At 64.1% G+C, this 23,510-nt stretch carries 22 protein-coding genes and 1 pseudogene; 16 read left to right on the top strand and 7 right to left on the bottom strand.

The window, feature by feature from the left end; all coding sequences use genetic code 11:
- Positions 1-215 precede the first annotated feature (215 nt).
- Positions 216-803, top strand: coding sequence for a hypothetical protein (locus GEV01_RS05290; protein ID WP_152802378.1), 588 nt, complete (start codon positions 216-218; stop codon positions 801-803).
- A gap of 7 nt (positions 804-810) precedes the next feature.
- On the opposite strand, the gene rph is transcribed toward GEV01_RS05290, so the two are convergent.
- Genes rph through GEV01_RS05275 form a run of 3 tightly spaced genes read right to left on the bottom strand, consistent with a single transcriptional unit; the run spans position 811 to position 3,578 of the window.
- Positions 811-1,539 carry a ribonuclease PH gene (gene rph, locus GEV01_RS05285; protein WP_152802376.1) on the bottom strand — a complete coding sequence of 243 codons (729 nt, stop codon included), beginning with the start codon at positions 1,537-1,539 and terminating at the stop codon, positions 811-813.
- A gap of 23 nt (positions 1,540-1,562) precedes the next feature.
- On the bottom strand, positions 1,563-2,543 hold the full coding sequence (locus GEV01_RS05280) for a PP2C family protein-serine/threonine phosphatase (RefSeq protein WP_152802375.1): 981 nt from the start codon (positions 2,541-2,543) through the stop codon (positions 1,563-1,565).
- An 18-nt stretch (positions 2,544-2,561) separates the two neighbouring features.
- Positions 2,562-3,578 (bottom strand): serine/threonine protein kinase, encoded by a 1,017-nt coding sequence (locus GEV01_RS05275; RefSeq protein WP_152802373.1) that lies wholly within the window; start codon positions 3,576-3,578, stop codon positions 2,562-2,564.
- Between the two features lie 88 nt (positions 3,579-3,666).
- On the opposite strand from GEV01_RS05275, the gene GEV01_RS05270 reads away from it, so the two are divergent.
- Entirely contained in the window at positions 3,667-4,557 is an 891-nt protein-coding gene (locus tag GEV01_RS05270; protein ID WP_152803944.1) for a YicC/YloC family endoribonuclease, read from the top strand.
- A 19-nt stretch (positions 4,558-4,576) separates the two neighbouring features.
- On the opposite strand, the gene GEV01_RS05265 is transcribed toward GEV01_RS05270, so the two are convergent.
- Entirely contained in the window at positions 4,577-4,864 is a 288-nt protein-coding gene (locus tag GEV01_RS05265) for a putative quinol monooxygenase (protein WP_152802371.1), read from the bottom strand.
- Positions 4,865-4,976: 112 nt separating this feature from the next.
- On the opposite strand from GEV01_RS05265, the gene GEV01_RS05260 reads away from it, so the two are divergent.
- From GEV01_RS05260 to GEV01_RS05245, 4 genes are all read left to right on the top strand, one after another.
- Positions 4,977-5,720: a DUF72 domain-containing protein gene (locus GEV01_RS05260; protein WP_152802369.1), complete on the top strand. Its 744-nt coding sequence runs from the start codon at positions 4,977-4,979 to the stop codon at positions 5,718-5,720.
- Between the two features lie 83 nt (positions 5,721-5,803).
- Positions 5,804-6,442, top strand: coding sequence for a guanylate kinase (gene gmk, locus GEV01_RS05255; RefSeq protein ID WP_152802367.1), 639 nt, complete (start codon positions 5,804-5,806; stop codon positions 6,440-6,442).
- Between the two features lie 24 nt (positions 6,443-6,466).
- Positions 6,467-6,670 (top strand): DNA-directed RNA polymerase subunit omega, encoded by a 204-nt coding sequence (gene rpoZ, locus GEV01_RS05250; RefSeq protein WP_008451304.1) that lies wholly within the window; start codon positions 6,467-6,469, stop codon positions 6,668-6,670.
- A gap of 112 nt (positions 6,671-6,782) precedes the next feature.
- On the top strand, positions 6,783-9,116 hold the full coding sequence (locus GEV01_RS05245; protein ID WP_008451305.1) for a RelA/SpoT family protein: 2,334 nt from the start codon (positions 6,783-6,785) through the stop codon (positions 9,114-9,116).
- 86 nt (positions 9,117-9,202) lie between these two features.
- Here GEV01_RS05245 and GEV01_RS05240 read toward each other — a convergent pair whose 3' ends face one another.
- From GEV01_RS05240 to greB, 3 genes are all read right to left on the bottom strand, one after another.
- Entirely contained in the window at positions 9,203-10,663 is a 1,461-nt protein-coding gene (locus tag GEV01_RS05240) for a TolB family protein (RefSeq protein WP_175022943.1), read from the bottom strand.
- A 509-nt stretch (positions 10,664-11,172) separates the two neighbouring features.
- On the bottom strand, positions 11,173-11,910 hold the full coding sequence (locus GEV01_RS05235; protein ID WP_328595444.1) for a hypothetical protein: 738 nt from the start codon (positions 11,908-11,910) through the stop codon (positions 11,173-11,175).
- A 139-nt stretch (positions 11,911-12,049) separates the two neighbouring features.
- The gene (gene greB / locus GEV01_RS05230; RefSeq protein ID WP_008451309.1) at positions 12,050-12,616 is read right to left on the bottom strand and encodes a transcription elongation factor GreB; all 567 of its coding nucleotides are present in this window, start codon (positions 12,614-12,616) and stop codon (positions 12,050-12,052) included.
- Between the two features lie 115 nt (positions 12,617-12,731).
- Between greB and GEV01_RS05225 the strand changes: the two genes are divergently transcribed.
- From GEV01_RS05225 to GEV01_RS05180, 10 genes and pseudogenes are all read left to right on the top strand, one after another.
- Positions 12,732-13,301 (top strand): hypothetical protein, encoded by a 570-nt coding sequence (locus tag GEV01_RS05225; RefSeq protein ID WP_152802361.1) that lies wholly within the window; start codon positions 12,732-12,734, stop codon positions 13,299-13,301.
- A gap of 36 nt (positions 13,302-13,337) precedes the next feature.
- Complete coding sequence (locus tag GEV01_RS05220; protein WP_152802359.1) at positions 13,338-14,522, top strand: sensor histidine kinase; 1,185 nt, start codon at positions 13,338-13,340, stop codon at positions 14,520-14,522.
- A gap of 23 nt (positions 14,523-14,545) precedes the next feature.
- On the top strand, positions 14,546-15,193 hold the full coding sequence (locus tag GEV01_RS05215) for a response regulator (protein WP_008451315.1): 648 nt from the start codon (positions 14,546-14,548) through the stop codon (positions 15,191-15,193).
- Positions 15,194-15,344: 151 nt separating this feature from the next.
- A complete protein-coding gene (locus GEV01_RS05210) occupies positions 15,345-16,925 on the top strand; it encodes a GGDEF domain-containing protein (RefSeq protein WP_152802357.1) in 1,581 nt (526 codons plus the stop codon).
- Positions 16,926-17,220: 295 nt separating this feature from the next.
- Entirely contained in the window at positions 17,221-18,810 is a 1,590-nt protein-coding gene (locus GEV01_RS31405) for a flagellin N-terminal helical domain-containing protein (protein WP_152802356.1), read from the top strand.
- Positions 18,811-18,900: 90 nt separating this feature from the next.
- Positions 18,901-19,290 carry a flagellar protein FlaG gene (locus tag GEV01_RS05200; protein ID WP_152802355.1) on the top strand — a complete coding sequence of 130 codons (390 nt, stop codon included), beginning with the start codon at positions 18,901-18,903 and terminating at the stop codon, positions 19,288-19,290.
- A gap of 245 nt (positions 19,291-19,535) precedes the next feature.
- Positions 19,536-22,226: a flagellar filament capping protein FliD gene (gene fliD, locus GEV01_RS31400; protein ID WP_328595443.1), complete on the top strand. Its 2,691-nt coding sequence runs from the start codon at positions 19,536-19,538 to the stop codon at positions 22,224-22,226.
- Between the two features lie 28 nt (positions 22,227-22,254).
- Positions 22,255-22,689, top strand: a complete 435-nt coding sequence (gene fliS, locus GEV01_RS05190) for a flagellar export chaperone FliS (RefSeq protein ID WP_152802354.1) — start codon at positions 22,255-22,257, stop codon at positions 22,687-22,689.
- A 3-nt stretch (positions 22,690-22,692) separates the two neighbouring features.
- Positions 22,693-23,022 (top strand): flagellar protein FliT, encoded by a 330-nt coding sequence (locus GEV01_RS05185; RefSeq protein ID WP_152802353.1) that lies wholly within the window; start codon positions 22,693-22,695, stop codon positions 23,020-23,022.
- Positions 23,023-23,036: 14 nt separating this feature from the next.
- A pseudogene (locus GEV01_RS05180) lies at positions 23,037-23,510 on the top strand (flagellar hook-length control protein FliK); the annotation flags it as partial.

Below are 23,510 nucleotides of genomic sequence, written 5' to 3'. Positions count from 1 at the left end.
GTGAAGCCGCCATTGTAAACCTTTTGCCCGCAACCCAGCCGGCCCCGGCCGGGAGGACATGCATACCCCCTCCCCCCGAACGGCCCTTGGGGCATCGTTACTCGTTTGCTTGTCTCGTTCTGTCTCGTTTCGTCCCGTTTGAACTTTGTGCAGTGCAGCGGGTCTAACGAGACAGAACAAGACAAAACAGGACACAACAAGGAAGGAGAACGAGTATGAATGCCCCAAGCATCTGCGCAGTGCCACCAGCCGCATATACCGAGCTGCTTGATTATTTGCGGCAAAGCGGCAGCACCTTATCGCCCGCCGAGGCGATCGTCGGCGCGCTCAAGCAGTGGATCGCCGCCGGCCGCGCCCTGGCGGCCCCGGTGCGCGGCTATCAATGGAAATGCCTGTTCCTGCCGGAAGCCACGCGCGTACGCATGAAATACCGCGACGACTACCATCACGCCGAGGTCGTCGGTGACGAATTGATCTTTCGTGGCGAAGCCGTGTCGCCGCGCCAGATGACGATGGAAATTGCAGGCGATGGCCGCAACGCCTGGCGCGACCTGTGGCTACGCCTGCCCGGAGAGCGCAACTGGGCGAACGCGGCGCTGCTGCGCGCCAAGCTGGAGCGGCAAGCAGCCGTGCCGCAACCCACGCCGGCCACGGCGATGACCGCCGCCGTCAAAACGATGAGCGACGCGTTGAACGCCGCCCTGATGTTGATCGAGCACGTAGACCATCAAACCAAGACCATGTCCGAGCGCCGCCTGCCGAAACATCGGCGCGCCGACGACACGCTGACCGACGACCACTAGCCCGGCATTACAAGCCCAGCGCCTGCTTCTGCAGCTTGATCAGGTCGGCGATGCCGCCCTGGGCCAGGTCCAGCAGGCGGTTCATGCCGGCGCGGTCGAAGGCGGCGCCTTCGGCCGTGCCCTGCACTTCGATGAAGTGGCCGGCGTCGTTCATCACCACGTTCATGTCGGTGTCGCAGCCGGAATCCTCGATGTAGTCCAGGTCCAGCACCGGCATGCCCTGGTAGACGCCGACCGAAATCGCCGCCACGAAGCTCTTCAGCGGAATCGCCGGCACCGCGCCGCGCGCCACCAGCTTGGCGAACGCATCATACGCCGCCACCATGGCGCCGGTGATGGACGCCGTGCGGGTGCCGCCGTCGGCCTGGATCACGTCGCAGTCGAGGTGCAAGGTACGCTCGCCGAACGCTTCCAGGTCGAACGCCGCGCGCAGTGAACGGCCGATCAGGCGCTGGATTTCCTGCGTGCGGCCGGACTGCTTGCCGCGCGCCGCCTCGCGGTCCATGCGGGTGTGGGTCGAGCGCGGCAGCATGCCGTATTCGGCCGTCATCCAGCCCTGGCCCTTGCCCTTCAGGAAGCCCGGCACCTTGTCTTCGATGCTGGCGGTGCAGATCACCTTGGTGTCGCCGCATTCGATCAGCACCGAACCTTCGGCGTGCTTGGTGTAGTCGCGGGTCAGACGCAGGGTGCGCAGCGCATCGACGGCGCGGCCGCTCGGGCGGGATTCAAACGTCATAAACAGTATTCCTTATTTCAATGTTATTTCAGGATTTGGGAGGATTTTTCGATGGCGCCGCGGATCTCGGCGATGGCCTTCTCGATTTCATCGTCGTCGAAGGCGTCGATGGGGTCGGCTGGCGGCGCCGGCGCGGCGGCCTGCTCCGGCACCGGCGCGCTGTTGATCGTGGTGCTGTGCAGGCCCTGCGGCAGCGCTTCGGTCGACACCACGGTCGACAGTTCGGCCGCCGCCAGCGTGCTGGCGCCCACGCCGTCGATCAAGGAGCTGCCCTGCCACATGATGGCCAGCGCCGTGACGTTGTCGCTGGCGCTGCCGGCCGCGGCCAGCGCCGCCTGCAGCAAGTCGGGCACGGCGCGCACCACGGTCTGGCTGTGCAGGCGCCGCACCATGTCGTCGTCCGGCAGCATAGACCACAAGCCGTCGGAGCACAACAGCATCAGGTCGCCCGGCAGCATGCCGGCGCCGGCCGAGATGTCCACTTTCGGCGGGCTGTCGGCGCCGAGGCAGTTGTACAGCTTGTTGCGGTCGGGATGGGTGGCGCATTCGGACGGCTGCGCCAGGCCCTTGGCGATCAGGCTTTCCACATGCGAGTGGTCGCGCGTGCGCGCCAGGATCTGGCCGTCGCGCATCCAGTACAGGCGCGAGTCGCCGCAGTGGGCCCAGGTCGCCGTGTTGTGCTGGATCAGGCAGGCGACGATGGTGGTGCGCGGCGTCTCCGCCAGGCCGTGGTCGGCGCGGTACTGGTGGATGTCGCGGTGCGCCGTCAGCAGCGCCTCCTCCAGGAAGCGCTGCGGCTTTTTCACGTACGGCGTGGCCTGCTGCTGGAACAGCGCGGAAATCGATTGCAGTGCGACGGTGGCGGCGATCTCGCCGCGCAGGTGGCCGCCCATGCCGTCGGCCAGCACCAGCAGCAGCGCGTCGCGGGTGAAGCTGTAGCCCATGCGGTCCTGATTGACCTTGCGGCCGCCGATGTGGCTTTCCTGATACACGGAGAATTGCATGGATGAGCCTTTTGTCGGTTAAATCAAGGTATCGGGGCCGGCCTTGGCCTTGGCTTTGCCGCGCCCGCCCAGCCGGCCGACCAGGCCGCGCAGGCCGTCGCCCAGCCGGTCGATCACGCCCTGCGGCGCCGGCGGCGGCGTGGGCGCGGCGGCCGGCGCGGCCTGCAGCACCTTCTGCAGCGCGAACAGGCTTTGCGGGCGTTCCAGCGGGTCCAGCTCCAGGCACCAGCGCACCATGGCGACCAGCTCCGGCGTGTACTGGCCGGCCAGCTTGTCGTAGTGGCCGGCCATTTTATCCTCATTCTTGCGCTGGTCGGCCGGTTGCGGCGGCGAACCGACCATGCAGGCGAACATCGACGCGCCGATGCTGTAGACGTCCGACCACGGCCCCAGGCCGCCGGTCTTGGCGTACAGCTCGGGCGGCGCGAAGCCGGGCGTGTACATCGGCGTCAGCGTCGGCATGTCGTTGTTGACGGTCTGGCGGGCGGCGCCGAAGTCCAGCAGCATCGGCGTGCCGTCGGTGCGCAGGTAGATATTGGCCGGCTTCAGGTCCAGGTGCAGCAGCTTGTTGGCGTGCACTTCGCGCAGGCCCTTGAGCACCTGCAGGAAGATGGTGCGGATGAAGGCCTCGCCCACCTTGCTGCCCTTGGCGCGCTGGCGCTGTATGTGTTCTTGCAAGGAATGGCCCGATTCGTAGGCCATCACCATGTAGACGGTGTCGTGCGCGCGGAAGAAATTGAGCACGCTTACAACATTCGGATGGGAGATGCGGGCCAGCGCCCGGCCCTCCTCGAAGAAGCACTTGAGGCCGATGCGGAACACCGGCAGGTGCGCTTTCGCGATGGCCGGCACCAGTTCGCCCTGCTGGCGCAGGGCCAGCGAGCTGGGCAAATACTCCTTGATGGCCACCGCCACGCCGTCGCCGTCGTACGCGAGGTAAACAATACTGAACCCACCGGACGCAATTTTCTTTACAATGCGATATCCAGCAATTTCCAGACCATCTGGCAACGGGGCGTTGTTTTGTGCAGCCATAGGATTCCTCGCCTCAACAACCGGATTGTGTGGATAAATCACTGTTTTGTAAAGATTAAATCGGGGACATCCATTGAGCATTTCCAGCATGACGGGCTACGCGGTCGCCACCAGTGAAAGTGCGGCGGGAACACTGACTATCGAAATCAAGAGTGTCAACTCGCGGTTTTTAGATTTGCAGTTTCGAATAAACGACGATTTACGCGCGCTGGAACCCGATTTGCGCTCGGCAATCATGGCGGCTATCACCCGCGGCAAGGTGGAATTGCGCCTGAGCTTTGGCCGCAAGGCCGCCACCGCCGGTTCGCAGGCGCTGAATTTGCCGCTTTTGACCGAATTACAACGCTTGCAGGCGGAAGTGAGCGGCCATTTCCCGGCCGCGCCCACCATGTCGGTGGCCGAGCTGCTGCGCTGGCCCGGCGTCATCGAGGAAGCCCAGATCGGCCAGGAATCGCTGCAGGCCGACGTCGCCGCGCTGACCGCACGCACGGTGCAAGCCTTCGTCGTCAGCCGCCAGCGCGAAGGCGCGGCGCTGGAAGCGATGCTGACCTCGCGCATCGAGGCGATGGAAGTGATCGTCAAGCGCATCACGCCGCTGATCCCGCAGGTGGTGGCGGCCTTCCAGCAGAAAGCCGTCGAGCGCATGCAGGACGCGCTGGGCCTGGCCTGCCAGGGTTCGAATTCGGCGCTGTCGCGTCAGGACGCGCTGGAGCGCATCCGCCAGGAAGTGATCCTGTACGGCATCCGCATCGACGTGGCCGAAGAGCTGGGCCGCCTGTCGGCCCACCTGACCGAGACCCGCCACATCCTGAAAAAAGGCGGCCAGGTCGGCAAGCGCCTGGACTTCATGATGCAGGAACTGAACCGCGAAGCCAACACGCTGGGCGCCAAGGCCTCGGTCAAGGAACTGGCCGATGCGTCGATGGAACTCAAACTGCTGATCGAGCAGATGCGCGAACAGGTGCAGAACCTGGAGTAAAGCCCGCGCGGGGCCGTGACTACAGCAACTGATTCAGCTTGACGACCTGCACCTCCACCAGCCCGCCGACCGTCTTGAGCAACTCATGGAAGTGCGGCGTGGCTTCGTGCCGCGCCAGCGCGTCGGCGTCGCGCCAGGCTTCGAGCATGACGAAGCTGGCCGGGTTGGCCAGGTCGGCGTGCAGGTCATAGCGGATGCAGCCATCCTCGGCGCGGCTGAGCGGCACGATGCGCTCCAGCGCGGCCTTGAGTACGGCTTCGTGGCCAGGCTTGGCGGTCAGGGTGGCAACGACGATCAGATCTTGCATGAGAACTCCTGGAGTGAACGGAAACCTCCATGATGGGGGCGGCAGGCGAAAGGAAAAGCCCCGGCCACCAAAAACCGTTATCATCTCCGCATCGACTTTCGGGGAGAGGCGCATGGCAAGTGTCAGGGTGGGCATAGGCGGCTGGGATTTCGCACCGTGGCGCGAAACGTTTTATCCCAAAGGCGTGCCGCAAAAGAAGGCGCTGGAATACGCCAGCCGCCAGGTCACCAGCATCGAAATCAACGGCACCTTCTACCGCACCGCCAAGCCCGAGCACTTCGCCTCCTGGGCCGCGCAGACGCCGGACGACTTCGTGTTCTCGGTCAAGGCCAGCCGCTTCGCCACCAACCGCAAGGTGCTGGCCGAAGCCGGCGAATCCATAGCCCGCTTCATGAGCAGCGGCCTCGATGAACTGGGCGGCAAGCTCGGCCCCATCCTGTGGCAGCTGGCCGCCACCAAGCAGTTCGACCCCGACGACCTGCAAGCCTTCTTCCAGCTGCTGCCAACCAAGCTCGGCACGCGCAAGCTGCGCCACGTGCTCGACGCCCGCCACCCCAGCTTTCTGTGCGAGGACTATTACCAGCTGGCGCGCAAGCACAAGATCGCCACCGTCATCACCGACACGCCCAAGTATCCCAACGTCGCCGAGATCACCGGCGAGTTCGTCTACGCGCGCCTGATGAACGCCCGCAGCGAGCTGGAGACCGGCTACACCGGCGCCGAGCTGAAACAGTGGGCCGCGCAAGCGCGCCAGTGGCAGCAAGGCGCCAAGTCCGGCGACGCCTACGTCTACTTCATCAACGGCGCCAAGGAACGCGCACCGGCCGCCGCCCTGCACCTGCTCACACTGCTGTAAATTGGATGCAAGTGCTTGCTCTTGGTAAAATACGTCTTTGGGCGACGCAGTTGTTCGCCCGCTGACGTTTTCGAAAGAGAGACATGAGCTCAACCACCTCATTCGCAGGCAGCCTGTTCATGGTCGTCGCGCCTTCGGGCGCCGGCAAGTCCACGCTGGTCAACGCGCTGCTGGCGCAGGAACCGACCATCAAGCTGTCGATTTCCACCACCACCCGCGCGCCGCGTCCGGGCGAGACCCACGGCAAGGAATACTACTTCACCACCGCCGAAGATTTCGTCCAGCGCGCCGACGCCGGCGAGTTCCTGGAGTGGGCCGAAGTGCACGGCAATTACTACGGCACTTCGCGCATCATGGTCGAAGAACAGATGAAGACCGGCACCGACATCCTGCTGGAAATCGACTGGCAGGGCGCACGCCAGGTGAAGAAGCAGTTCCCGCAGGCGGCCGGCATTTTCATCCTGCCGCCGTCGATCGACGCGCTGGAGGAACGCCTGAAGAAACGCGCCACCGACGCACCGCATGTGATCACGCGCCGGCTGCTGGCGGCGGGCGGCGAAATCGCCCACGCTCCCGAGTTCGAGTATGCTATCATCAACGAAGAATTTGCAGTCGCCCTGTCGGAACTGACGGCGATTGTCAGAGCGGCCCGTTGCCGGTTTGCGCAACAAGCGGCGCGCAACGCCTCGCTCTTTGCCCAATTGGGTATCCACGCTGAATAATTACACAAGATTTTAGGAGTTAAGATGGCCCGCATTACTATTGAAGATTGTTTGAAAACTATCCCTAACCGTTTCCAGCTGACCCTGGCCGCGACCTACCGCGCCCGCCAACTGCTGCAAGGCCACACCCCGAAAGTGGAAGCCAAGGACAAGCCTACCGTCGTCGCCCTGCGTGAAATCGCCGCCGGCAAAGTCGGTCTGGAAATGTTGAAAAAGGTCCCAATGTAAGTTGGGCCCAGCGTTCCCGAACAATGTGAATGGTGCGGTTTAGCAGTAGTATGGGATATCCTTGTATCGCATATTATGATTTCACATTCTCATCGAGACGGAACGCAACCGTATGAATCTGATCCCTGCCGATCCGACATTGAGTGGCAAGCCCGCCCGGGCCAAACAGCCGGCCACCACGCCGGCTGAAGCCATGTCCGGCGCCGACGCAGGGGACAGCACCGCCTCCACCATCGCCTCATCCGCACCAGCTCCCGTACCGCCTGTGATTTCTTCGTCGCCCCTGGCCACGCCCACCCTGACCGCCGGCGTCGCCTCCGTCACGCACCTGACTGAAAAACTGGCCGAGTACATGAACGCCGCCGACCTGAAAAAGGTCAAGGAAGCCTACCGCTTCTCGGACGAGATGCACCTGGGCCAGGTGCGCAAATCGGGTGAGCCGTATATCTCCCACCCGATCGCCGTGGCCGAGATCTGCGCCGACTGGAAGCTCGACGCGCAAGCGATCATGGCGGCGCTGCTGCACGACGTGATGGAAGACCAGGACGTCAAGAAGGAAGAGCTGATCGAGCGCTTCGGCGCGCCGGTCGCCAACCTGGTCGACGGCCTGTCCAAGCTGGAAAAAATCGAGTTCCAGAGCCAGATCGAAGCGCAGGCGGAAAACTTCCGCAAAATGCTGCTGGCCATGGCCTCCGACGTGCGCGTCATCCTGATCAAGCTGGCCGACCGCCTGCACAATATGCGCACCATGGAAGTGATGGCGCCGGCCAAGAAGGCGCGCATCTCCAGCGAGACCATGGAAGTGTATGTGCCGATCGCCCACCGCCTCGGCCTCAACAACATCTACCGCGAGCTGCAGGACCTGTCGTTCTCGCACCTGTATCCGCTGCGCTACCGCACGCTGGCCAAGGCCGTCAAGGCGGCGCGCGGCAACCGCCGCGAGGTGGTCAAGAAGATCCTGGAATCGGTCAAGAACACGCTGTCCATGGCCAGCATCGAAGCCGAGGTCTACGGCCGCGAAAAAACGCTGTACGGCATCTATAAAAAAATGCGCAGCAAGCACCTGTCGTTCTCGCAGGTGCTGGACGTGTACGGCTTCCGCGTGGTGGTCGACAGCTTCCCCAACTGCTATGTTGCGCTGGGCACGCTGCACTCGCTGTACAAGCCGATGCCGGGCAAGTTCAAGGACTACATCGCGATCCGCAAGCTCAACGGCTACCAGTCGCTGCACACCACCTTGATCGGCCCGTACGGCACGCCGGTGGAGTTCCAGATCCGCACCCAGGAAATGCACCGCACCGCCGAATCGGGCGTGGCCGCGCACTGGCTGTACAAGAACGGCGAAGCCAATATGTCGGACTTGCAGCAGCGCACCCACGCGTGGCTGCAATCGCTGCTCGACATCCAACAGCAGACCGGCGACTCGGCCGAATTCCTCGAACACGTCAAGGTCGACCTGTTCCCGGATTCGGTCTACGTGTTCACGCCGAAATCGAAGATCATCGCGCTGCCGCGCGGCGCCACGCCGATCGACTTCGCCTACTCGATCCACACCGGCATCGGCGACCACACGGTATCGGTCAACATCAACAACGAACCGGCCTCGCTGCGCACCGAGCTGCGCAACGGCGACATCGTGGAAATCGTCACCGACGCCAACTCGCGGCCGAGCCCGACGTGGCTGTCGTTCGTGCGCACCGGCAAGGCGCGCTCGGCGATCCGCCACCACCTGCGCACCATCAACCTGCCGGAATCGATCACGCTGGGCGAGCAGCTGCTGTCGCAGGCGCTGTCGTCGCTGGGCATCAAGCCGGAGCTGGAAGAGCACCTGGCCGAACGCCTGCTGAACGAATCGAGCGCCAAGTCGCTCGACGAGCTGTATGCCGACATCGGCATCGGCAAGCGCATGGCGGCGCTGGTGGCGCGCCACATCTTCGGCTTGCGCGGCGGCGAATCGGCCAGCGCGCCGGTCGACCACAACAGCGCGGCCGAGCTGGATCCCGTCACCATCTGCGGCAGCGAAGGCGTGTCGGTGCAACTGGCGCCGTGCTGCCTGCCGATACCGGGCGACTCCATCATCGGCCAGCTGCGCCGCGACCAGGGGCTGCTGGTGCACACCAACGATTGCACGCTGGCCAAGCGCCAGAAGGTCAAGGAGCCGGACCGCTGGATCGCGGTCAAGTGGGGAACTGAGCTGAACCGCCGTTTCGACAGCCGCATCAAGCTGCTGATCAACAACGAGAAAGGCATCCTGGCGCGCGTGGCGGCCGAGATCGGCGAGTCCGACGCCAACATCACCTATGTCGGCATGGACGAGGACAAGGAACACGTGCTGCACCAGCTGCGCTTCACGATCCAGGTGAAGGACCGCGTGCACCTGGCGGGCCTGCTGCGCAATGTGCGCCGCGTGGCCGGCGTCAACCGCATCCTGCGCGAGCGCAGCTAAAAATCGGGGTCAAGTCTGACATTTGGACACGAGCTCTGCTGTCGCACAGCATAAAAAGGGCAGGCATCGCGCCTGCCCTTTTGCGTTTACTGCTGTGCCGGAGGCAGGCTGATCGGCGGTGGCGGCAGCAGCGCCACGGTGATGCTTTGCACCGCGCTGTGGATGCCGTCGGCTTGCGCATCGATCTCGATCACGCCGTCGCTCAGGCCGCTCAAGGTGCGGCTCCAGTTGCCCTGCGCATCGGCCAGCACGCTGACCGAGGTCAGCCAGCCGGTGCTGCGGTTGGTGGCCGTCAGCAGCACGTTGGCGCCCGGCGCGGCGGTGCCGCTGACCGGCAGTTCGGATTGATTCCAGGTCGCGCCCGGCAGCACCACGGTCGGCACCACGGCGTCGGTGATCGCCACCGTCACGCTGGCCGGCTTGACCACGGTGTAGTCGATGTCGGTGCTGGTGACGGTGTGCGTGATGACGCCGCTGTGCTTGCCTTCGGCCACGCCATCCTGCAGCGCCTGCACGCTGACCACTTGCGGCACGTTCCAGTTATCCGGCGTGAACACCAGCTGCGTGCGCGCCACGCTCAGTTGCTGGTCCGGCGTGACGCTGACGTTCACGCTGGCATTCGGCACCTGCGCCAAGGCGATCGTGTAAGTACCGGCGGCGCCGCCTTCAGTCAGCGAGAGCGCAGCACTGGTGATCTTCAACCCAGCCGCGACGCCCAGATCCGCCAGGCCGATGGACCTGGCTCCGGTCGAGCTGTTCTGGGACGCAAACGCTACATAGCGGCCATCCGCAGAGAGCCGAGGAGTGCCAGTAGCGGCAGTGAAACCAGCAAAGACTCCCGGAACAATCCTGCTTTTTTTTGTCAACCGGTCATATACATACATGGCCCGCTCAAATCCGGGGGCGGGATCTGCCGTGAAGGAGACATAGCGCCCGTTGGCACTGATGCTCGCGGAGAGCACGCGACCTTTCGTAGCGCCGCTGACAAATTCGGTCTTACCGGCAAGCCGATCACGCACATACGCGCCCAGTCCCGCAGGCGCCGCTGGCGACGTCAGGCCCGCATCTGGCGAGACGAACACCACCGCACCGCCATCCGCACTCATGGACGCCGAGTAAGCCTGCGTAGCATTCCGCACCGGCGCACCGTTCGGGCCGACATTGACTTGTTCACTAACGCCAGTCGCCGCGTCATACACAAAAGTGTCGATCAACGCGGCACTGACAGAAACTCTGCCGCTGTACGCGATGTAACGGCCGTCGGCGCTGAAAGTCATCTGGTCGGCAATACTCGACGAGCTCATGGCGGATTTCGCCTTGGTGACTTGCGTCGTATGGTTGACCATATCCCGCAGGTAAATGCTGGCGGTAAGGGGCGAGGTCGGGTCGTAAGTTCGATAGGCAAGGTAATGACCATCCGCGCTGATCGCCGCAGGAACAGCCCTCGACATCCTGTTGGAGTTCGTCATCGGCAGCACCTCGGTCTTGTTGCCGATGCGGTCGTAAACGTAGTAGGACTCTCCACCAACCGGCGGCGGCGATCCCATGGGCTGCGCAAGGCAACCGAAGACAACATAACGGGCATCCGAACTCATGACCGGTGCATCGCACTTGGCGGCGCTGGACTCGCCGCCGCTGACGGTCAGGTTAGCCTTGACACGACTGCCTCCAATGAGGTCATGAACATAAATATCGTCCGGCGTGCCGGTGGAAGCCAGAGAGCGATAAGCGACGTAGCGGCCGTCTCCGCTGAGTGAGAGGTTCAGAACGGCCTCGCCTGGCGACATCGGCACATACCGGACCGTGATATCGGGCGCGGCATATGCCACGCCCGCGAACATGCTCAAGCTCACAGATGCTCCAACGATGCCGGTCAACGCAGAGCGAACCCGGCGGCGATGCAATGACTCCATGCAAACTCCCTTAGGTAAATTCAAGAACACAATCAAGCGAAGTCTTCGCTTGAAATTATTTCCACAAGGAATTTACCATAAAAGTAACATTGCCAATAAATGATATTTTATTTGGCAAGCCATTGCGCGCTGGCGTCAAGCGCTCAGCGCTGATCGAAGGGGTCGTACCAATAGGCCTTGTTGGCCAGCGGCGTCTGCGGGGAGAGCAGTGGATTGTCCAGCCGGAACAGGCGGCGCTTGCGCAGGCCCGCCTTCTCGATCAGGCCGTCATAGAATTCGTGGAAGATCTGGTCGAAGCGGCCGTCGGCGACCAGCAGTTGCAGCCCGTATTCCAGCCGCTGCGCCAGCCTCGGCTGCGCGCCGACGAAGAAGTAGCGCGGCAGCGGCACGTAGATCGCCATGCTGCGCTCCAGCGCCAGCTGCGGGAAGCCCGCCGCATATTCTTCCCGCTCGAACAGCGCCTCGTCTATCGCGCGCGGGAAATGCTGGAAGCGGTGCGCCGCCAGCATGCGGTGCAGGCCCGACGTGGTCGCCCCCGTCTGCACCGTGAAGCCGTTGCGCGCAAACACCACGGTCGAACTCCATTGCCGCCCCGCCCCCATGCTCATCGCCTTCAACTGCGCCAGCGTGCGCACGGCGGTGAAATCGGCCTGGTCACGGCCGTCGATCAGCGAGATGCGGTAGCCCGACACGCCCTTGTCCACCGGGATGCGCACCGGGATCAGCTTCTGCTCCCATTCCGGCGACGTCACCTGCGCGCTCAGGTTGACGCCCTGCCCTTTCATCATCTCCAGCATCAGCCGGTCGCGCTGCACGCGCAGGGTCGAGATCTTGACCTCGTAGGCGCCATACTTCGGGCTCGACGCGTCCAGCGCAGCCACCAGCAGGCGCCGGATGTGGCTGTTATAGAAATCCGATTTGCTGGAGTTCAGGTCGATGATGTAGCTGTCCAGCGCCAGCGCGGAAGCCTGCCAGCCCAGCAGCGCCAGCAGGCACAGTCCGCGCAGCGATCGGCGGACGCTAGTCGGCAGCCGGGGCCGGATAGCTCACCTCGAGGATTTCCAGCTCCTCCACGCCGTGCGGCGCCTGGAAGGTGATCACATCCCCTTCGCGCGCCTTGGTCAGCGCGCGCGCCACCGGCGCCACCCAGCTGATCTTGCCATTCAGCGGATCGAGCTCGTCGATGCCGACGATGGTGATGGTGCGCGTCTCGTCATGCTGGTTGCAATAGGTGACGGTGGCGCCGAAGAACACCTGGTCGCTGCCGTGGTGCACGCTGGGGTCGACGATGGCGGCCGAGTCCATGCGCTTGGTCAGGAAACGGATGCGGCGGTCGATCTCGCGCAGCCGGCGCTTGCCGTAGATGTAGTCGCCGTTTTCCGAGCGGTCGCCGTTGGACGCGGCCCAGTGCACGATGCGCACCACTTCCGGCCGGTCGACATCGATCAGCTGCAGCAGCTCATCCTTGATGCGCTGGTAGCCTTCCGGACGGATGTAGTTCTTCGACCCGGCCGGTATCGCCAGCGCCAGCGCGGCGGCTTCCTCGTCGTCGTCCTGGTCCGACTCTTTGACAAATGCTTTATTCATGCGGGCTATTGTAACGGCTTCGTGCGCTGGCGGGGCTGTTGTGCACGTTCGGTGTTTTTCCCCGCGCCGGCGATGCTTTCACGTATCATGATAACGATAGAACAACGCTTCAACGATGAAACTATTCCACCGCTTCTGCCGCTCGCTGTTTGCCCCGCTGGTCTACCTGGCGGCGCTGCTGCTGTTGCTGGAGGACTGGCTGTGGGACATCGGCATGCGCGTGCTGCGCCGCCTGTCGTCGTGGCCGCCGCTGCACCGGCTGGAAGCCTGGATCTGCACGCTGGGCCCGCGCGCCGCGCTGGCGCTGTTCGTGCTGCCGGCCACGCTGCTGTTCCCGGTCAAGCTGCTGGCGCTGTGGGCGATGGCGCACGGCCACGCGCTGCTGGGCCTGCTCGTGATCGTGCTGGCCAAGATCGGCGGCGCGGCGGCGGTGGCGCGCATCTTCCTGCTGACGCGGCCGGTGCTGATGACCATCGTCTGGTTCGCCCGGCTGCTGCACTGGTTCCTGGCGCTGAAGGAGCGCTGGATAGCACGGTTGCGCGCCACCGCCGCCTGGCGCCGCGTCGATGCGCTGGCCAAGGCCTGGCGCCACTGGCGCCGGCACGCGGCGCCGGCGCCGGGCAGCTGGATGGCGCGCTTCCGCCGGCTGCTGCGGCGCTTCCGCGCGCGCTGGCGGGCCCGCTGACGCAGTCAAATCAACCATACTATTTATAACATTATCATGAGCGCAGCTTCCCCTCCCCGCCCCGACAGCGCGGCCCTGGCCGACGAACTGGAACAGGTGCGCGCGCGCTTCGACGCCATCGTCTCCAACACGCCGGGCCTGGTGTTCCAGTTCGTGCTGCATGCCGACGGCGCCGTCTCCTTCCCCTATCTGAGCGACGGCTGCCAGGCGCTGCTGGGCCTGACGGCGGCCGAGCTGCACGCCCATCCCGGCCGCTTCCTCGAACTGATACTGTCGGACGACCGCAAGTCCTACCTGGACGCCATGCAAGCGTCGGCCGCCGCGCTGTGGAGCTGGAACTGGGAGGGCCGGATCTGGGTCGACGCCTGGAAGGACGTCAAGTGGATCAACCTGCGCTGCACGCCGCACGCGCTGGCCGGCGGCGCGGTGCGCTGGGACGGCATCATGACCAATATCAGCGACAGCAAGCAGGAGCAGCTGGAAGTGCGCCATTCGCGCGCCCGGCTGGCCGAGCTGAGCGCCCATGCCGAGCGCGTCAAGGAGCAGGAGCGCACCCGCATCGCGCGCGAAATCCACGACGAGCTGGGCGGCAACCTGACGGCGATCAAGATGGCGCTGGCCATGCTGGCCGCGCGGCTCGACGAGATCGGCGACTATCCGGTGCTGCGCGACAAGACCGACTACGTCGACGCCCTGGTCGACCGCACCATCGACGCCGTGCACCGCATTTCGCTGGACTTGCGGCCCGCCGTGCTGGACCTGGGCCTGGTCGAGGCGCTGGAGTGGCAGGTCAAGGAATTCGAGAAACAGGTGGGCATCGCCTGCACCTTCAACGCCAACCAGCGCGACGTCGAGCTCGACAACGAACAGGCGACGGCGCTGTTCCGCATCGCCCAGGAGGCGCTGACCAATATCGCCAAGCATGCCGGCGCCACGCGGGTCAGCGTCAAGCTGGCGCGGCTGCGGCACCATGTCAGCCTGAAAATCAGCGACAACGGCAGCGGCATCCGCCAGGCCGACCGCGCCAAGCCCGCTTCCTTCGGCCTGCGCGGCATGGCCGAACGGGCGCGCGCGCTGGGCGGCACGCTCAACCTGAGCCACGCGGCCGGCGGCGGCACCGTGGTGACGATCAAAATTAAGCGCGAAACCGAGCGTGCGGCCCTCATCGCGGCCGCCGCCGGCGCTACAATAGCGGGTGAAAACATTTCTGCTGTGAAATAGTAAAAGATAGGATCAAGAATCACATGTCAGAAAAAGCCATCATCAAGGTCTTCATCGCCGACGACCACGCCATCGTGCGGGAAGGCTTGAAACAAATCCTGGCCGAGACGCGCGACATCGTCGTGGCCGGCGAGGCGGAGAACGGCCTGGACGCCATCAAGCTGTTCCGCAAGTCGGACTGCCAGGTCATGCTGCTCGACATCTCCATGCCCGACCGCAGCGGCATCGAGGTGCTCAAGCAGATCAAGAAGGAAAAACCGGAGCTGGCGGTGCTGATGCTGTCCATGCACCGCGAAGACCAGTACGCCATCCGCTCGCTCAAGGCCGGCGCCGCCGGCTATTTGACCAAGCAGAGCGCGCCGCGCGAGCTGGTGACGGCGATCCGCCAGGTCGCGGGCGGGCTCAAGTACATCAGCCCGGCGCTGGCGCAGGAGCTGGCCAACCACGTCGGCGAAGACCACGAGGCGCCGCCGCACGACAGCCTGTCCGACCGCGAGTACCAGACGCTGACCATGATCGCCTCCGGCAAGACGGTGGGCATGATCGCCAAGGAACTGTCGCTGTCGGTCAAGACGGTCAGCGAATACCGGGCCCGGCTGCTGGTCAAGATGAAGCTGAAAAACAGCGCGGAATTGACCCATTACGCAATCAAGAACCAATTGATAGAATAGGCACTGGACGGCGCGCGCACGCGGTTGCAGGAATGCTCAGGCTTAATGCCGAGATGAAAGCTACCTTCCGGCCTTTTATCCGGGCTATGCCCAACGCAACGCGCACTTATCATGGTATGAATGAGTAAACCTTTAAGAGGCCGCGCGTAACATGTCCAGCAAACCCACCACTCCCGAGCAGAATCCGGCCGATATCGCACGCGAGGCGTTCAAGCGCCTGGCGGTGCGCCGCATAGCGCCGACGCCGGAGGCCTACCGCGACATCTATAACGAAATCGCCGGCGTTCCCGCCGAGCCGGCCGCCGCGCCCGTCGTCGCGGTCGATCCCGGCCCGGAATCGGTGCTGAGCCAGTTCGCCACCCGCCTGACCGACAACACCGGCGACCTGGCCGACTTCGGCCGCCGCTTCAACCGCGCCGTCAAGTCGCGCGACTGGGAAGGCTATGCCAAGGCCCTGTCGCAGCTGGTGGAAAAACACTTCATCAGCCGCAAGTCCGGCATCGAGGTGGCCGGCATGCCGGCCGAGGATGAGCAAAGCCGCACGCTGCGCGACCTGCTCAGCCGCACGCTGACCTTCGCGGTCGCCTCGCTGCTGTCCGGCGCCCCGGTGCTGGTGGCCGAGGCCGAATCGCTGGGCGCGGCCACCAAGCTGGCCCACAGCGAAGAGGCGCTGGCCGAGATCGCCCTGCGCCTGAAGCAGCTGTGCTACCAGATCGAGCTGCGCGGCGCCGACAGCGGCGAACAGCAGGAACTGCTGCTGCGCCTGTTCAAGCTGTTGCTGGAAAACGTCAGCGAGCTGCTCGACGACGACAGCTGGCTGCGCGGCCAGATCGAATCGGTGCAAAACCTGATCACCGGCCCGATCGACGTGCGCGCGCTGGAGGAAGCCACGCGCAGCCTGAAGGAAGTGATCTACAAGCAGGGCCAGCTCAAGCACAGCCTGTCGGACGTCAAGCTCACCGTCAAGAACATGATGATGACCTTTATCGACCGCCTCGGCCAAGTGGCGGCCTCGACCGGCGACTTCCACGAAAAGATCGGCGGCTATTCGGAAAAGATCAGCAAGGCCGACAATATCGCCGAGCTCAACACCATCCTCGACGAAGTGCTCAAGGAAACCCGCCTGGTGCAGAGCGAAGCCCTGAAGGCGCGCGACAAGATGGTGCTGGCGCGCCAGGAAGTGCAGGATGCCGAGAACCGCATCCACGCGCTGGAGGCCAAGCTGCAGCATTTGAGCGAACTGGTGCGGGAAGACCAGCTGACCGGCAGCCTCAACCGCCGTGGCCTGGACGATGTGTTCGAGCGCGAGACCGCGCGCGCCGACCGCCGCGGCACGCCGCTGTGCATCGCCATCCTCGACCTCGACGATTTTAAAAAGCTCAACGACACCTACGGCCACATCGCCGGCGACGCCGCGCTCAAGCACCTGGTCAAGATCGTCAAGGACACGCTGCGCTCGATGGACGTGATCGCCCGCTTCGGCGGCGAGGAATTCCTGATCCTGATGCCGGAGACCTCGGTCGAGGCGGCGGCCAGCACCATGACCCGGCTGCAGCGCGAGCTGACCAAGCACTTCTTCCTGCACGATAACGAGAAAGTCTTGATCACCTTCTCGGCCGGGGTGGCGCTGCGCCGCCCGAACGAAGAGCAGACCGAACTGGTCAAGCGGGCCGACAAGGCCATGTACACCGCCAAGCAGACCGGCAAAAACCGGGTGGTGGTGGCCGACTAAGCCGCTTTATTATCAAAATACTTACAGCCCGGCGCCCGCCGGGCTTTTTTTTGCCCAAAATAAAGAGCGAAATATAATTATTTTTGCCCTAAAGATTCCCCGAATGCGGTCGTTTAAACGGGCAAGCGTGTTGAACTTTAGGCCTGATTCCGAAAATTTCCCGGCTGTTTGCCCCTTAATTTTCCCGCAGGGCAACCGTTACCGATTACAACAGCGGTTTGATTGTCTCGGAATGTGGAGGCAGACCAATGGGAACTGAGCATATCGCCGAATCGAAGTATTTTGGAGAAACATCATGGCACAAGTCATTAACACTAATATTGCATCGCTGAATTCGCAACGTAACCTGACCACGTCGCAAGCCTCGCTGTCGACTTCCCTGCAACGCCTGTCTTCCGGTCTGCGCATCAACAGCGCCAAAGACGACGCCGCCGGCCTGGCGATTTCCGAGCGCTTCACCTCGCAAATTCGCGGCAATACCACGGCTGCACGTAACGCCAACGACGGTATCTCGCTGGCTCAAACGGCCGAGGGTGGCTTGAGCACTGCAGGCGACCTGCTGCAACGTATCCGCGAACTGGCAGTCCAGTCCGCCAACGGCACCAACTCCGATTCCGACCGCAAATCGATCCAGAACGAGGTATCGGCTCTGTCGGGCGAGCTCGACCGCGTTGCCACGTCGACCCAGTTCAACGGCCAGAACGTACTGGACGGTTCGCTGACTTCGGCCCAGTTCCAGGTCGGCGCCAACTCCGGCCAGACCATCAGCATCGGCGTACAATCGGCCAAGGCCACTGATATCGGCAATAACACGCTGTCGGCCTTCTTCCAGAGTGGTGCCGGCCCAGGCACCTTGTCGGACGCCACTGCCGCTTCCGCCCCTGCAACCCCTGGCGCTCACGTGGCCAACAATCAGGCAGCCGACACGCTGAACCTGACCTCCGGTAGTGGTGTCGCTACCAATGTCAGCATTGCCGCTGGCGACTCCGCCAAAAAGATTGCAGCCAGTGTCAACGCTTTGTCGCCACAGAGCGGCGTCAGCGCGACGGCCTCCACCAGCGCCACCATCTCCGGCTTGACCGCCGCAGGCGTTGGCGACGGTTCGCTGCAGTTCACCTTGCGCGGCGATAACTCGCTGGAAAACGACCCTAACTCGACCGCGGTCACCATCTCGGCTAAAGTCAAAGGCGGCGACCTGTCGGCCTTGGCACAGGCAATCAATGCCCAGGTCGGCACCACCGGTGTCTCGGCATCGATTAAAACCAACAACACGACCGGCGTCAAGGAACTGGCGCTGTCCAATGCGTCCGGTGCCGACATCGAGATCAATAACACCAACGCCGCCACCGACGACTTGCTGGCCAAGCCCACGACCAACATCCGTGGCACTGACCAGCCAGCGGTGGGCAACACCGCTGCCCAGGCAGCGAACTCGCAGCTCGGCCCAGCCACCGGCAGCACGATCACCGTCGGCGGCAAGCTGAACTTCTCTTCCGACACCGGCTTCACCGTCGCTTCGGCAGGCGGCTTAGGGACCATCGTCAGCGGCTCCACTGGTTCGGACCTGCAATCGGTAGCCAAGGTTGACGTGTCGAGCGTGGACGGCGCCAACAAGGCTCTGAAAACCATCGACTCGGCGCTGAACCAGATCAACAGCAACCGCGCGTCGCTGGGTGCGATCCAGAACCGTTTCGCTTCGACCATCTCGAACCTGAACACGACGACGGAGAACTTGTCCGCTTCGCGTAGCCGGATTCAAGATACCGACTTCGCATCGGAAACGGCCAACCTGACCCGCGGCCAGATCCTGCAACAAGCTGGTACCGCGATCTTGGCCCAGGCCAACTCGCTGCCGAACGGCGTGCTGTCCCTGCTGCGTGGCTAAAATCCGGGGCAGGGTTGACGCGGTAAGGTCGCTCTGACTAGGTTCCCCGGTTGATTTATTCAACCGGGGATTTTTCACAAAGGAAGCATCATGACTATCGATACCATCGGCACGGCCACCCAGGCCCGCCCAGTAGACCGCCCGGCCAACGCCGCCAGCGGCGATGTCGCCGCCCAGGGCGCTGCGCGCGCGCCGGCCACGGCAGTCGAAACCGCGGCCGCCGTCAAAGGCCCGGCCAACGTACCGACGCTGGAGCAGGTCAACCAGGCCGTGTCGCAGCTGAACAAGTCGGCGCAAGCCAAGTCGCAGGGACTGGAATTCTCGGTCGATAGCGACACCAAGCGCACCGTCGTCAAGGTGATCGACCAGACCACCAAGGAAGTGCTGCGCCAGATTCCATCGCCCGAAGCGCTGGAAATCGCCAAATCGCTGGAATCGAAATCCGGCGCCTCCGGCTTGCTGATCCAGCAAACCGCCTGAAGCGGCCGCGCTCGCGCGCGCCGCTTTTTCTGTCTTCATGGCATCCTGCAAGCAGGCATGCCGACGCTGTGTATCTCACGGGCCAAGCCCGTTGCGCAGCCATACCGCCGCCCCGCCACGCCCTGCACCGCCGACCGCTGCCCGTTTTTTCAGCTTTGCCTGAACTGGCAGGTATTCTCCCCTCTCAAGTCCGGTTTGATTCTGCCGATATTGTCTTATATTATTGCTTTACTTAGGAGCACATCGTGGGCATCTCTTCACCAGGCATAGGCTCTGGCATCAAAGTCGATGAAATCGTCAGCAAGCTGATGGCGGTTGAGTCGCAGCCGCTGGCCGATTACGACAAGAAGTCGGCCAGTTATCTGGCGAAGGTGTCCGCGTTCGGCAATTTATCCGGCGCATTGGGTTCGTTCCAGGGGGCGCTGTCCGGGTTGACCTCGGTCTCCAGCTTTCAAACCTTGATCAGCACGCCAAGCGACCCGACGGTCATGACCGCCACCGCGAGCAGCACCGCGCAGGCAGGCAACTACCGCGTCAACGTCAGCCAGATCGCGCAGGCGCAAACGCTGGCCTCGACCGGCAAGAAGAGCACGACGGCCGCCATCGGCCTGGGCGCCAAGACCACGATCAATTTCTCGCTCGGCACCGCCAGCGGCGGCACCTTCGGCATCACTGGCACCCAGCTGGGCGCCAGCCTGTCGAGCGGCGGCCTGTCGCCAGGCTCGCTCAGCATCAACAACACCGCGATCGCCACTGACGGCAACACCCGCAGCGCGCGCCTGCTGGCCGACGCCATCAACGCCAAGAGCACCACCACCGGCGTGTCGGCCAAGGCCGCCGCCACCCTGACCAGCGCCACCCTGTTCGGCGCCGCCGGCGCTTCGACTTTCGGCAATATCGACACCAGCGGCGGCGGCACTTATACGCTGTCGGTCGGCGGTGTGGAAATCGCCACCCAGGCCACCGGTGTGGCCGCAGGAGCAGCCGGAGGCATCACCGCCGCCTCGCTCGATGCCGCCCTGGCGCCCAACAGCGCCGCCCGGCGCGCACTGGCGGACGCCAACATCACCATCACCGGCACAGCCGCCGGCGGCGACCTGCAATTCAAGAACGAGGACGGCAGCAACATCGCCATCACCGAAGCCGTCAGCGGCACCGTTACCGGCGGCATCGGCAACAGCGGCACGGCCAATATCGGTTCCAGCACGACAGCCGTCAGTTCCATCTCGCTGGTGTCCGCCGACGGCAGCCCGATCACTGTCGGCGGCACCGATCCCACCAAGGCAGGATTCACCGCCGGTGTCGGCGGCGCCTACATCGGCGCCAGCTTCGCGGCGGACTCCAGCCGCACCAGCGGCAACATCGTCATCGACAGCTCGAACAATACGCTGCAAGGGATCATGGCGGCGATCAACAAGGGCAACTTCGGTGTCACCGCCAGCATCGTTTCGGACGGTTCCAGCGGCACCAACGCCACCCCGAACCACCTGATACTGACCTCGTCCTCCACCGGCGCCAGTTCGACCATGAAGATCACCCTGGCCGGCTCCGGCGGCAATCCGCCGGATAGCGAACTGGTGAACCTGCTCGGCTACGATCCCGGCGGCGTACAAAACCTGAGCCAAAAGGCGGCCGCCGCCGATACGCTGGCGACCGTCAACGGCATCGCCGTCACCAGTACCAGCACCGGCATCAACGGCGCGATCAGCGGCGTTACCATCAACGTCCTCAAGGTTGGCAGTTCGTCGCTGTCGGTCAGCAAGGACAGCGGTTCGTTGACCGGCTCGGTCAGCGGCTTCGTGAAAGCCTACAACGAGTTGAACAACCAGATAGCGCAGTTGGGCGCCTATAACCCGGACACCAAGACCGGCGGCCCGCTGCTGGGCGATACGACCCTGCGCAATCTGCAAGCTTCGATCCGTCGCCAGCTGAGCACCTCGATCACCGGCTTGCAAGGCACCAGCCTGACCAACCTGTCGCAGATCGGCATCTCGTTCCAGAAGGACGGCACGCTGACCCTGGACAACGCCAAGCTGCAAAAGGCCGTCACCAACAACTTCAGCGACATCGCCGGCCTGTTCGCAGCGGTCGGCCACAGCAGCGATCCGGACGTCAAGTTTGTCAGCTCCGGCACCAACACCAAGGCCGGCGACTACCCGATCAACATCACCCAACTGGCCACCCAGGGAACGCTGCAGGGCGACGCCGTGCTGCCGGCCGAAACGGTGATCGATGCCGATACCACCTGGACCGTGACGCTGAATGACACCAAGCCGGCCACGCTGGCCAACACCGCCACGATCTCGCTGCCGGCCGGCAGCTACAATCCCAGCCAGCTGGCCACGCTGCTGCAATCGTCGATCAACGGCGTCAGCGCGTTTGCCAACGCCGGCGCCACCGTCACCGCCACCGTCGGCGACGATGGCAAGCTGAAGCTGGCCTCGACCAACTACGGCTCGAAATCGAACATCCATATCGCCACGGCGACCGGCACCGACATCTCTGCCGTATTCGGCACCGGAGCATCGGTCGACGGTCTGGACGTGGCCGGCACCATCGGCGGCTACACCGCCACCGGCAGCGGCCAGACCCTGACCGGTTCGCCGGGCGGACCGGTCGATGGACTGAAATTGACGGTCACCGGCGAGACCACCGGCTCGCGCGGCAACTTCGGCTTCTCCCAGGGCTACGCCTATCAGCTCAACGCGCTGGCGGCCGGCTACCTGGGCGCCAATGGCGCGCTCACCAGCCGCACCACGGGTTTGAACAACTCGGTCAAGGATATCGCCAAGCAGAAGGATGCCTTCGCCTCCCGGCTGGGCGACATCGAAGCGCGCTACCGCGCCCAGTACACGGCGCTCGACTCGTCGATCGCCAGCATGAATACCACCGCGTCCTTCTTGGCGCAACAGTTCGCGGCGCTTGCCAAGCAATAACCGCTGACGCTTTAACAGGAGACAGAGTATGTTTGGATCTCGACAAACTGGCGTGCACGCCTATGCCAAGGTTGGCATGGAAACCGGCGTGGTCGCCGCCAGTCCCCACAAGCTGATCGTCATGCTGTTCGACGGCGCGATGGTGGCCTTGAACGCGGCGCTGCACGGCATGCGCAGCGGCGACATCGGCGAGAAGGGCAAATCGATCTCCAAAGCCATCATGATCATCGACAGCGGCCTGCGCGCCGCGCTCGACAAGAAAGCCGGCGGCGAAATCGCCGAGGGCCTGGACGCGCTGTACGAATACATGAGCGCGCGCCTGCTGACGGCCAACCTGACCAACGATCCAGCGATCCTGGAAGAAGTGCAGCGCCTGCTGACCGAGTTGCGCGACGCCTGGAATGCGATCGCCGACACCCCCGCCGCCACCGGCATCCACCCGACCAATCTCGCGAGCGCCTGATTCATGATGACCAGCCAAGATATCTTATCCGTGTACGCCGCCATGGCCGACCTGACCGAACAGATGGTGCGGGCCGCCACGCACAGCGACTGGGACCAGCTGGTGCTGCTGGAACAGCGCTGCGCCGCCCACGTACAGGCGCTGCGCGAGCAGGAGCCGGCGCAGCCGATGCAGGGCGCCGACCGCGAACGCAAGATCAACCTGATCCGCCAGATGCTCAACGCCGACCGCCAGATCCGCGACCTGACCATGCCGTGGATGGCGCAACTGTCCAAACTGCTCAACTCCACCGGCACTGAACGGCGCGTGCTCAACGCCTACGGCAGCGTCTAAAGCGGGGGCGTGCCATGCTGCCGCCAGCAGTCACCATCCTGCCGGTCGGCCCGGCTGTCGGCACCGGCGCCGTCGCCCCGGTCGGCGACGGCCGCCAGGCGGCATTCCAGCGCGCGCTGCAAAGCCTGGTCGGACAATCGGTCACGGCCGAGGTCATGTCCAAGTTCAACGACGGCAGCTTCCTGGTCAAGGTAGCCGACAACGCGGTGCGCATGATGTTGCCGCCCGGCGTGCAGGTCGGCGCCGAAGTGCCGCTGACCGTGCTCAGCGCCCAGCCCCGTCCCACCTTCCAGCTCGGTAACGGTCCTCCCGGCAGTTCGGCCACGCTGGTCTACAGCGAAACCGCCGACGCCGGCGACGGCCTGTACTCGCCCGCACTCCCCTCGCAAGACGCGCCGGCCACACCGCCGGGCACCGCGCGCCCACCCGCCGGCAACGCCACGCCAGGCCAGCCGGCAACGCCGGGCGCGGCCGACGCCGAGACCGCC

The sequence above is a fragment of the Rugamonas rivuli genome (genome assembly GCF_009380165.1).
Classification (GTDB): Bacteria; Pseudomonadota; Gammaproteobacteria; order Burkholderiales; family Burkholderiaceae_D; genus Rugamonas; species Rugamonas rivuli.
Note: the sequence above shows the minus strand (reverse complement) of the source record. Positions and strands in the feature narration are given on the sequence as shown.

Bases quoted from the DNA above. Each gene is read 5' to 3' on its own strand.
- fliS (WP_152802354.1), top strand. From the start codon at position 22,255: ATGTTTGGATCTCGACAAACTGGCGTGCACGCCTATGCCAAGGTTGGC.
- GEV01_RS05260 (WP_152802369.1), top strand. From the start codon at position 4,977: ATGGCAAGTGTCAGGGTGGGCATAGGCGGCTGGGATTTCGCACCGTGG.
- GEV01_RS31405 (WP_152802356.1), top strand. From the start codon at position 17,221: ATGGCACAAGTCATTAACACTAATATTGCATCGCTGAATTCGCAACGT.
- gmk (WP_152802367.1), top strand. From the start codon at position 5,804: ATGAGCTCAACCACCTCATTCGCAGGCAGCCTGTTCATGGTCGTCGCG.
- GEV01_RS05185 (WP_152802353.1), top strand. From the start codon at position 22,693: ATGATGACCAGCCAAGATATCTTATCCGTGTACGCCGCCATGGCCGAC.
- GEV01_RS05290 (WP_152802378.1), top strand. From the start codon at position 216: ATGAATGCCCCAAGCATCTGCGCAGTGCCACCAGCCGCATATACCGAG.
- GEV01_RS05265 (WP_152802371.1), bottom strand. From the start codon at position 4,864: ATGCAAGATCTGATCGTCGTTGCCACCCTGACCGCCAAGCCTGGCCAC.
- GEV01_RS05220 (WP_152802359.1), top strand. From the start codon at position 13,338: ATGAGCGCAGCTTCCCCTCCCCGCCCCGACAGCGCGGCCCTGGCCGAC.
- greB (WP_008451309.1), bottom strand. From the start codon at position 12,616: ATGAATAAAGCATTTGTCAAAGAGTCGGACCAGGACGACGACGAGGAA.
- GEV01_RS05240 (WP_175022943.1), bottom strand. From the start codon at position 10,663: ATGGGATCGCCGCCGCCGGTTGGTGGAGAGTCCTACTACGTTTACGAC.
- GEV01_RS05215 (WP_008451315.1), top strand. From the start codon at position 14,546: ATGTCAGAAAAAGCCATCATCAAGGTCTTCATCGCCGACGACCACGCC.
- rph (WP_152802376.1), bottom strand. From the start codon at position 1,539: ATGACGTTTGAATCCCGCCCGAGCGGCCGCGCCGTCGATGCGCTGCGC.
- GEV01_RS05245 (WP_008451305.1), top strand. From the start codon at position 6,783: ATGAATCTGATCCCTGCCGATCCGACATTGAGTGGCAAGCCCGCCCGG.
- GEV01_RS05200 (WP_152802355.1), top strand. From the start codon at position 18,901: ATGACTATCGATACCATCGGCACGGCCACCCAGGCCCGCCCAGTAGAC.
- GEV01_RS05210 (WP_152802357.1), top strand. From the start codon at position 15,345: ATGTCCAGCAAACCCACCACTCCCGAGCAGAATCCGGCCGATATCGCA.
- GEV01_RS05270 (WP_152803944.1), top strand. From the start codon at position 3,667: ATGACGGGCTACGCGGTCGCCACCAGTGAAAGTGCGGCGGGAACACTG.
- GEV01_RS05280 (WP_152802375.1), bottom strand. From the start codon at position 2,543: ATGCAATTCTCCGTGTATCAGGAAAGCCACATCGGCGGCCGCAAGGTC.
- GEV01_RS05275 (WP_152802373.1), bottom strand. From the start codon at position 3,578: ATGGCTGCACAAAACAACGCCCCGTTGCCAGATGGTCTGGAAATTGCT.
- rpoZ (WP_008451304.1), top strand. From the start codon at position 6,467: ATGGCCCGCATTACTATTGAAGATTGTTTGAAAACTATCCCTAACCGT.
- GEV01_RS05225 (WP_152802361.1), top strand. From the start codon at position 12,732: ATGAAACTATTCCACCGCTTCTGCCGCTCGCTGTTTGCCCCGCTGGTC.